Annotated in this window: 9 protein-coding genes and 1 pseudogene; 4 read left to right on the top strand and 6 right to left on the bottom strand. The window is 38.5% G+C overall.

The features are described from left to right. The first annotated feature begins 208 nt into the window (after positions 1 to 208). The 4 genes and pseudogenes from PSI23_RS19425 to PSI23_RS19435 all read left to right on the top strand — a co-directional run bounded on the left by PSI23_RS19425 (position 209) and on the right by PSI23_RS19435 (position 2,367). The gene (locus PSI23_RS19425; RefSeq protein WP_273556623.1) at positions 209 to 724 is read left to right on the top strand and encodes a replication/maintenance protein RepL; all 516 of its coding nucleotides are present in this window, start codon (positions 209 to 211) and stop codon (positions 722 to 724) included. Positions 725 to 998: 274 nt separating this feature from the next. After that, positions 999 to 1,244: pseudogene (locus tag PSI23_RS19430) on the top strand (helix-turn-helix domain-containing protein); the annotation flags it as partial. A 30-nt stretch (positions 1,245 to 1,274) separates the two neighbouring features. Beyond that, positions 1,275 to 1,580 carry a helix-turn-helix domain-containing protein gene (locus tag PSI23_RS23275; protein WP_373567360.1) on the top strand — a complete coding sequence of 102 codons (306 nt, stop codon included), beginning with the start codon at positions 1,275 to 1,277 and terminating at the stop codon, positions 1,578 to 1,580. Between the two features lie 307 nt (positions 1,581 to 1,887). Continuing rightward, a complete protein-coding gene (locus PSI23_RS19435; protein WP_273556624.1) occupies positions 1,888 to 2,367 on the top strand; it encodes an Hcp family type VI secretion system effector in 480 nt (159 codons plus the stop codon). Between the two features lie 29 nt (positions 2,368 to 2,396). On the opposite strand, the gene PSI23_RS19440 is transcribed toward PSI23_RS19435, so the two are convergent. The 6 genes from PSI23_RS19440 to PSI23_RS22995 all read right to left on the bottom strand — a co-directional run bounded on the left by PSI23_RS19440 (position 2,397) and on the right by PSI23_RS22995 (position 7,492). Further along, positions 2,397 to 2,798 carry a DUF1240 domain-containing protein gene (locus tag PSI23_RS19440; RefSeq protein WP_273556625.1) on the bottom strand — a complete coding sequence of 134 codons (402 nt, stop codon included), beginning with the start codon at positions 2,796 to 2,798 and terminating at the stop codon, positions 2,397 to 2,399. Between the two features lie 48 nt (positions 2,799 to 2,846). Beyond that, entirely contained in the window at positions 2,847 to 3,749 is a 903-nt protein-coding gene (locus tag PSI23_RS19445; protein WP_273556626.1) for a hypothetical protein, read from the bottom strand. A 310-nt stretch (positions 3,750 to 4,059) separates the two neighbouring features. Then, a complete protein-coding gene (locus tag PSI23_RS23510; protein WP_444876161.1) occupies positions 4,060 to 5,625 on the bottom strand; it encodes a relaxase/mobilization nuclease domain-containing protein in 1,566 nt (521 codons plus the stop codon). Further along, a complete protein-coding gene (locus PSI23_RS19460; protein ID WP_273556627.1) occupies positions 5,622 to 5,921 on the bottom strand; it encodes a plasmid mobilization protein in 300 nt (99 codons plus the stop codon). Before PSI23_RS19460 ends, PSI23_RS23510 begins: the two co-directional genes overlap by 4 nt. A gap of 819 nt (positions 5,922 to 6,740) precedes the next feature. Then, complete coding sequence (locus tag PSI23_RS19465; RefSeq protein ID WP_273556628.1) at positions 6,741 to 7,154, bottom strand: DUF4279 domain-containing protein; 414 nt, start codon at positions 7,152 to 7,154, stop codon at positions 6,741 to 6,743. Positions 7,155 to 7,159: 5 nt separating this feature from the next. Beyond that, positions 7,160 to 7,492: a polymorphic toxin type 33 domain-containing protein gene (locus tag PSI23_RS22995; RefSeq protein WP_273556629.1), complete on the bottom strand. Its 333-nt coding sequence runs from the start codon at positions 7,490 to 7,492 to the stop codon at positions 7,160 to 7,162. Positions 7,493 to 7,996 lie beyond the last annotated feature (504 nt).

The following is a 7,996-nucleotide window of genomic DNA, read 5'->3' on the forward strand; positions in this document are numbered from 1 at the left end:
GCAATCAGAGTACAGTGCAAAAGTCGGATCAGATATAGAAAAGTCCTAAATATAAAATAAAATAAAATCAATGTCTTATAAAAAACAGAGTACAGCCCAGAATTGTACTCACCAGTACAGCCCAGAATTGTACTCAGATTTACAACCAGTACAAAATGGTGTATATGTTGTAAATATAATTGAACAGGATGCGTTAAGGATTGAACTCATGAGTACAACGAAAGATATCGAACAATCTCAAGATGGTAACGTCAATTTTGTGCAGCTATCACGAGCCTATCTCCAAAGTTGGAGAGGACTAATTCGAAAGAGTCCATTGGCGACAGAAATTCTTTGGTTCTTCGTTGAGAAAATGGGGCGAACAACCAATGCTGTAGTATGCAGTTATAAAACTCTCACAGAGCTGACTGGATACAGTAGAACTAGCGTAGCTAACGCAATCAAACTACTCAAGGAAGATAACTGGATAGATACAGTTAAGATAGGCAATGCAACAGCTTACTGTGTTAACGAAAGGGTTGTTTGGCAAGCTAGTAAAACACAAAGAAAATACGCAATGTTTAGCGCAACGGTCGTCGCTAGTGCGAGTGAGCAAGATAGTGATTTTCATACCAAGCTAAATCATAACTTAAAACACATACCGTTTATTGATGATTTTGAACGTGGGGTGATTGGTTCTGATCCTTTACCGCCCCCCGATCAGACAGATCTAGACCTGAACTAAAAAATTTACAAAAAATGTTCAATATATGATTGATTTTGTTATTGGAATATCAATTCCAAATCGTTAGACTAAAAAAGCTATTGGCAAAATCCAATAGTCGGGGATTTGCAACCCCGTAAGTTCTCCACTGGTAGGATGTTTCTACCAGTGTGCCTGCACTCACCTATTCAATGGCAGTTCAGGCAGGGGAGGCTTCGGCCTCGCCGGTTGAGAACTCCGGTATTGCAAACCCTGCTTGAACAGCCACCAAGCATAACCATGAGGCAAAGCAGGCATGAATACCACCGAAGATTGGCACTCCTCCGAAATTATCGCCGCATTACGCAAAATCGGCACCAGTATAGCAGAACTTTCCCGCGAATCCGGGTTAAAACACTCAACTTTAAGCAACGCACTAAGTCGTAGCTGGCCAAGAGGCGAGTGGATTATTGCCCAGCGTCTCAATCTACACCCATCCGAAATTTGGCCCAGTCGCTATTATGATCACGCTGGTAATCTGAATGAGGAACGCAAACCCCGTGATTCTTCCAAATGGGCCGGAAGTGAACCCGTGAAAGTATTTGACAATTTACTTGCAGAGGCAAAAAGCTCCCAAGAAAATCCACTCCAGACTAACAGCATAACGGAAGAAGCTATTTCAAAAAACAGATTACAAGTATTGAGAGAGGAACTGAATTTCCCGCTAAGAACCATAGCCGAGGCGCTGAATATTCCCATGTCATCCATTCTTCAGATAGAACGGTTAGATCAGAATGTTAAACTGTCTACCCTGAAACGCTATATTGAAGTAATGGGCGGAAAACTCAGCCTATGGATCAAATTACCTAATGGGGATATTAGAACAATCAAGATATGAAAACTATTTTAAAAATATAGCTAACGGAAATTAAATAGCTCTAATTATAGTGAAATCAAAATTAGATTAATCCCAATGATATGATATATTAATCTAACTTAAATTAAAAAAACAAAGTGGAATAATATAAATTAATAGTGCTCTCTAAAAATTGATAGTTAGATGGAATGAGGTAGTTTAAATACTTTATATTTATTCCGCTAGCCCCTTGACGTATCTATCTCAATTTTTTTAATATGTTAACGTAACTTTCTTTGAATTACGTAAGAAACCACATTATTTAAACATAACTAAGATGGAACTCTGTATGTCATACATGATATATCTAACATTAAATGGTAAGAAGCAGGGCTTAATATCAGCAGGGTGTTCAACGCTTGATTCAATAGGAAATCGATACCAAAGGGGACACGAAGATCAAATACAGATACTCAGCTTGAATCATGCAATTTCACGCCAGCAGAACGTGAGTCACCAGCCAATACAGTTCATCAAACCAATCGACAAGTCATCACCACTACTAGCAATGGCAATAGACTCCAATGAGTCACTGAATGGCGGTTTTATTTTTTATAGAACAGGCCAAGCAGGGCAATTAGAATTGTTCTATGAAGTAAAAATTACGGAAGCCACTATCACAGATATTTCCTGTGTCTACCCACATTCTATAAATGATCATGATATGATGCCATATGAAAAAGTCACATTAAACTATAAATCTATATCATGGAATCATATGACTGCTGGAACATCAGCTTATAGCATCTGGGAAGATAGAATATTATAAACATAAAACTAAGCATATACATTATATGCTTAGTCACATAGTTTTTCATTTTTTACATATTTTCTTGGAGCATTTAACGATTTTTTATAGCAAGTGATATATCCATATTCTTTTAATTTTAAATCAGCGTACCAAGATACAGGAAAGCTAATAACAAAACCTAAAATACCAATAACTGTAAGAAACTTAAAAATTAAATTATTGTTTTTTGGCATCTTTGAAAAAAACAAATAATAAAATATAGCAATACAAAAATAACATACCAAAGGATAAAAAAACAATATTGCAAACATCCTCCATGAAAAAACAATAACATCTGAAAGATGATACACCAATAAAAATTCATCAACAGAAAAAAAGAGAGCCGCATTCATTATTAAAAATAAAAAAAATGTCCCAATTGCTAAAGTTAATTTATTTTTATTTTTCATCCAGTCCTCTTCATTGTTAATTTCAACCCCATTTCGAAAAAATAATATTTATTTTATTCGTGGATAAGGATAACCAAATGGCTGTTTACGATAATCTAATTTATCAGCCTCAGCTAGTTCTTTTTCACGCATGTAGTTTATCAGTTTTTTACTAATTTGATAACGGTCATCAAGCTCATATAGCACCCAAGACACAGCAGCCCCAACAGCTAACGCCACAATAGCAACTCCTAAAGCGAGAGCTCCAGCTCCCAAAAAAACAGCTGCACCAGCAACAACCACATAGCCAACCAAAACTCCAACAGCGGTTTTGGCTACATCCATCGTAATATTTCCGAAAAAATCATAAATATCGTACTCATCTCTAAATAATAATTCAAATGATCTATACAGAGAGGAAACAATAATAACTCTTCTAGACACTGTAGCTATTCCCGCTCGCATTCCTTGTGTTCCTATACCTATATCTATCACCTTCCAGTTATTTACTTTATATTTTGCAGCGGTTAAAAATTTTCTGACCCCGGCACGCCCCGTCAACTTTATACTCTTATTTCCATGTCTATCGACATATTCAGTTACTCTTACACCAAAATAACTACTTAATTCATTTGCTAATCGTATAAAAGCATAACCATCTAATATACTACCTGTATACGTTGTTACAAAATCTGCAACTGAAAATAGACTATCTTTCCATGATGAATTCGGATTACTTCCACAATAATTTTCTACAGCATCAACCATTTCACCATGAGTTAACAAAACATAATACTCTTCATCATCACACATTCTTTTCACAATGTCAGATGACATATTGGAATATTTTCTTTCAATTTCAGAATAATTTTTCCTTCTATAATCTTCCGTGTAAGATAATGGTTTTATTACTCCATTATCAACCACTAAAGATTGATCAAGAATCGCACTTTCAAATTCCCTTCTACTCATTTCAATACCTCCATACAAAATAGATAATTTAATGTTTTAATTCTTTCGATTCTAATTTTAATGTTAGAATTCGACCATCAAAAGCACGCATATTTATATAAAAAACATTTATATTAATCAAATGATAATAACATTTTAAAATTAAAGATAACCTATTTATAAAGAATGAATGTAACTTAGCAGGATTTTATCTACTCCAATCTAAAATCATGGACCAAATAAAACCCTCTTAACCTCGCCAAAACTAAGTACAGGCGAAATTAAATAGCCCCGTGCTCAATCATTAATCAAATATATTACCCAAAGACAGTTACAAACTAGGCCCGTAACTACGATTGGGTTTATTCTTTAACTGTGCCCGTTCCACTTGTTGTCGTCTTATCACCTGTTCTGCCTGTAAACATTCCCGAACTGCTGGAGCTGCGTGGTCAATTCGATCACTTGATTGCTCAAGTAACTGACTTGTTCCAACAGCGTGGCGTTGTCTTCCGCAGTACGTTCGAACATCCGCCGCAAATCGGCTTGCGCTTGCTCTGATACTGCGTGTTGTTCTCTGAATTGTTGCTCCATATGTTTTAAGGCGTTCAATAAATGCGTTTCCAGCTCTGTCATGCTCTACCTCACGATCCTCAGTGCTTTCTGATTGTTCACTGTCCAACGGTTCTCTACCTTCGCTCCCTTCGGCAACACAACAAACACGCCGTTGTTGTCTTGGGTTATATCCACTCCCCCCGTGCGCTTCTCTAAGTGAGCCAGCGTCTCTTTCTGGGCGTTGATCGTCTTCCAGTTCGCCGAAATCCGGCTTTCCAGATAGGTACTCATTCCCCAACCGCTCAGCAAGATAGCAGCTAAGACCGCCGCCGTGCTCAGGAACGGCAGTAATATCCGGTTTTTCAACACACTCGACAGTAAATTGTTCTGGGTCTCGCGGAAGTCTTTCAACAACGCATTCAGTTCCTTCGAATCCTCTTCCAGTGCCTGACGGATATCTTTCTGCATGGTATCGCGTTCTTGCAACAATGTGCTGATCAACCCGTTCCGAATATCGTCCAGCCCCTGCTGGGTCAGGTCCTGTATAATCTCGTTCTCCCCTTGGTACTGCTGCTTCAATCGCTCTTGTAGCGTCAAATTCACGCTCATATAATCCTCCTTTCATGCGCCACCGCTGACCGCTCTCAGGATCTGAGACCGTAATATAATTCTTACCTTCACGTGTCACCTCAAGTCCAAGATCTGCTACTTGTTCGATAACATCACGACGATTGCGTATAACGCCCTGTACGGCCCGCTGTGACAAAACCGCATCAATCAGTACCCGCATATCACCTTGTGGCTTTTCGCCTCGCCTAATCGCTTCTGCGGCGATTTTCAATAAGTGATCCGGTTGTACTATCTCCCGTGCCCGATGCGGGTCATCGGGATCAGCGAGGCCATAACGGGCGTTAACCTCACTGCGAAAATCATCAAAGGCTTGTTTCGCTGCTGCTCCCGGCGGGCGAATATTCAAACTTTTGCCGGTGCTCAATTCAACACGCGGTGTGACAAAATGCAGTTCATGATGATCCGCGTGGGAATGACGCACCCATAAAACGTTATATTGATCCGGATCAAGCCCCGCAAAAGCCAGTGCCTCGAACCTGTTCATGCAATCCTGCTCCATCTCTGGTGTAATTTCTTCGCCAGGTGCAAAGGACAGCACGCCGGACGTGTACTTGTGTTTAAAATCCAATGAATCAATCAGATCCCGTGTGGCTTCTGGCGAACCCCGCAGCACAACAGGCGGGGCATGTTCCCGCCCTGATCGCTGCTCATCTGTGACATAATCAACGGGGCCACATCCTCCGCCCGTACCATAGCGGCTAAATCCAACAATCATCGGGATAGCTCCCTGATATGGCGCTCGATATCGATTAAATGCACAACAACCTCCGCTGTGGCCACGGCGGATTTATGCGTATTGACCCAACGCGCAATCATATTCAAATTCGCATTAATCCGGTTCAGCATGGCTATCTGTTCACGATCAACAGCCTTGTTACGTATACGCACCTTGCCAAGATGATCGCGTACCAGTTCTGACATACTGCATCCCGCTTCATTCGCTCGTACTTTTAACGCCTCAAATTCTTCATCTGAAAAACGGACCCGCAACATATTTTCGCGCTTTTTCATCCCCTAAAACCTCTTGCAATATCAATTTATAGCATTATAAAACAAGGCTACCCGATGTAGCTACATCTCGCTACGCTCGATTTCGCACATCGGGCCTTGCAATGGGTGGCTTCGCCTCCCCTTGACCCCTCCCAGATCAAAAGCGGTCTGGTAAGTGGTTGCGCTCACTACGTGATCACAACCACCCACCTAAATTTTTCTTGGGAGTGCCGTCAATAAAAAAATCGGAACCCCTTAAGGGGCCCCCACGATTTTTTTATTGACGGTTTTGGCTAAATGGGATCCGCTTGGAATTCGGAAATTATCCCACGTTAAGAGTTTTCAGTTTAACGTGGTGATTTCGTTCCATTGAGCACAACCCCCTGACCGTAAGGGATGTACGGAACGATCTAGCTGTCCGTTAATTGTCTCGCTTACTTTCGTACACGCGGCCAGAATGGTGTCCGTAATCGTTCGGTTTCGGACGTAGAAACGCTACAGGTTGGCAATTCAGGTAGTTAGTAACACTCCATTGGATAAAAAATAGTCTTAGCGTGGGATAATTTCCGAATTCCAAGCGGACCCCTAAATGTTCAACAAAAAGAGTGTGCTATCTAAAATTAAAATATTGAGGTTTGGGGAGGAACGGAACAGTCAACGCCGTATTACGGGTTATTATGGCTATGTTTTAAAAAAATAATGGTCAGAATTAGGAACTTTAGAAATAAATTTACTCCTAACCACTCAATCCTTAAAATAGGGGATAGTTCACATTGCAATTCATCCCCTAATAATTTTTTTTATTTTATTAATTAACCAAAAATAATCTTGTATATTTGGTTAGCTATAAATATACAAATCAATATCAACCTCAGCATTTAATTTATGAATTTTCTCAAGCAGTGTATTATCTAAATGTATACCTGGTTTAATATTATTTTCTATTGCAATCACAACATTAAACTGACATTCAAGTTCACCATTGCGGCTCATTTCTATTAAAATATCTTCTTTATCTTTTAGAAGTAAAAGCACCTTATTAAATTGATCAGAAATATTAAGCGATTCTTCGTAGTCCGTTCCTATAGACCAATAATTATATTCTCTGCATTTATCTCTGCCTGGAATAAGATCGCCTTTCGCCCAGCTTTCATCTGGCTGTAATGATAATTTACGGGTGATATCCTCCGGATGTATATTGTCTCCGACCACCAAAAAATAAACTTTTACCGTTGTTTTAGTTGAGTTAATCATGTTAGTTACCTTATATATTCACCAGTATGAATGCCCTCTCCTGTACCACCTTTACGATAAATTATCAACTCTCTAGTATTTTTATCTATATAAATATCATATTCAGCAATACTAGCTTTCTTACCTAAGTATGCATGTTTTAGTTTATGTGCATCGATACCATTTATTTTTAAGTATCTTTCATCTACTTTATTGATATTAGGTTTTTGTTCCTTGTTGTTTTTATTGATTAATCCAAGATTTATTATGTTGTCATTAAGCTCGGTTTGATAAGCATGAGATAGTGAACCGAATGCTAAACAAAATATTGTAAGAATGACAAAGGATAATTTTTTCACTGATAACCTCTTCTTTTAAAATAAAAAATTTGTCACGTTACTTTGATGTTAAATATTCAAAATTACGTTTATTCGATAAGTGTGAATACACAGATTTAAGGTGGCGACAATACAATATTAATTTTAAGCTGGGAAGCATTTTTTAAAATTTACAGTTAAATGTAATTATTGGTAAATACATATTTTAAATATAAAAACTTTTATTTATAGTGACTTATATTTCATATTAATAAATGAATGAATTCATCTAATCCGCAACGCTCGCCGCAAGATTGGATTAGGGAGCGGCAACGCCGCGAGTCTGTCCAATCGAGGAAGCGGAATTTCATCTGAACGGACATAAAAAAGCGGTCACTCCAGAGGTTATGTTGGCTGTTTTTTAATAAACGGAATGCAATCAGAGTACAGTGCAAAAGTCGGATCAGATATAGAAAAGTCCTAAATATAAAATAAAATAAAATCAATGTCTTATAAAAAACAGAGTACAGCCCAGAATTGTACTCA

Source organism: Xenorhabdus yunnanensis, from assembly GCF_028598805.1.
GTDB classification, from domain to species: domain Bacteria; phylum Pseudomonadota; class Gammaproteobacteria; order Enterobacterales; family Enterobacteriaceae; genus Xenorhabdus; species Xenorhabdus yunnanensis.